General features: G+C 70.7%; 1 protein-coding gene. It reads right to left on the minus strand.

All coding sequences use genetic code 11. The features are described 5' to 3' along the window. Window positions 1-19: 19 nt before the first annotated feature. On the minus strand, window positions 20-1,462 hold the full coding sequence (tnpC, locus tag ACFHVL_RS31250; protein ID WP_416632222.1) for an IS66 family transposase: 1,443 nt from the start codon (window positions 1,460-1,462) through the stop codon (window positions 20-22). Window positions 1,463-1,479: the final 17 nt, after the last annotated feature.

The raw sequence follows: 1,479 nt of genomic DNA on the forward strand, positions 1-1,479 counted from the left end.
TGGTGGTGGTGGCGGCGGGTCAGCCGGGGGTCGGGTCGGGTGGTAGCCAGGGTCCGGTGGTGAACAGTTCGACGAGGACGTCGAGGTGGTCGAGGCCGTGTTTCGTGGCGGTCGACAGGTAGGACCAGATGATCGCGAAGTCGGCGAGGCCGTCGAGGGTGCGCCAGCAGCCGGCGGCGCGTTGTTTGACTTTGACCGGTCTGATCTCGCGCTCCGCCGCGTTGTTCGTGAACGGGATCGACAGGTCGTGGAGGAAGGCGAGGATCATGTCGCGGTGGGTGTCGAACCGGTTGGCCAGGCTCCATCCGCGTTCCTGTAGCGGTGTCCTGGTGGTGGCCCGGTTGTCGTCGCGCATCACGGCGATTGCTCCGGCGTAGGCTGATCGCAGGTGTGCCAGCCGGTCGGCGGGCAGCGCGGTGTGGCCGGCGTCACGGGCGGTCCGGGTGTCGCGCAGGGCCATGACCAGGGTGGTGGCCATCATCTGCGCGCCGGGTTGTCCGGCGGGGTCCGCGTCGTGCAGGCCCTTGAGGTCTCGCAGGGTGTGGGCGCCGCACCAGGCGTGGACCGCGTCGATGTGGTGCTGGTAGCCGGCGTATCCGTCACGGACGATGATCCCGGTGTAGTCGGGCAGGATGCCGCCGTCGTCGATGTCGCCGTTGGTGCGTCCGCCGGTGTGCATCGCCGTGTAGGTGTCGTTGCAGGCCACGTGGAGATAGGCGCGGCCCCCGCCGGCGCGGGCGGTGGTCTCGTCGACGTGCAGCAGCCCGACGTGGTGCAGCAACTCGCGGACCCGGACCATGAACGGGTCCAACAGGGTCGCGGCGCGGCGGCGGGCGTTGACCAGGAACCCGGTCGACACCGGCAACCCGGCCAGCGTCTCCAACAGCGCCGCGGCCCGCGCGTAGGGCAGATGGTGACCGATCGGGGCGAGGACCGCGCGGGCGGACACTCCGGGTCCCCACTGGACCCGGCCGGTCACGGAGCGGGGAGCCCGGCCCTGGTTGACCTGCCCGCAACACGGGCATCGGCGTTCGGCCACGTCGTACTGGACCACCCTGGGCGGCGGTGGAGGCGACGCCTCGAACACCTGCCGCCGGTAGTCGGCGTCGGCCAGTCCGGTGCCGCAGCCGGTACACGCGTGCGGCTCGACCCCGATCCGTTCGTCGGGGTTGTCGACCTGACGGCGGTTCTTCCCCGCCGCACCGGGCTGCTTTCCCTGCTTACGGGCGGGCCCGTCGCTACCGGGCATGCCGGAGGTCTTCGGCGGTGGCCGCTTGAACGGGCTGTCTGACGACGGCGGACGCGACGAGTTCGACGAATCGGCGTCCAACCGCCGCCGCAGCTCGACCACCACCGCCCGCAGGTCGTTGACCTGCGCCTGAAGCTTGTCGATCACCATCGCCTGGCTCGCGACGAGGGCAAGCAGCTCCTCCCGCGAGCACAGCAACGGATCGACGGCCATGCCCCTTGCAACGACCA

The organism is Micromonospora sp. LOL_023, from assembly GCF_048060115.1.
Classification (GTDB): Bacteria; Actinomycetota; Actinomycetes; order Mycobacteriales; family Micromonosporaceae; genus Micromonospora_E.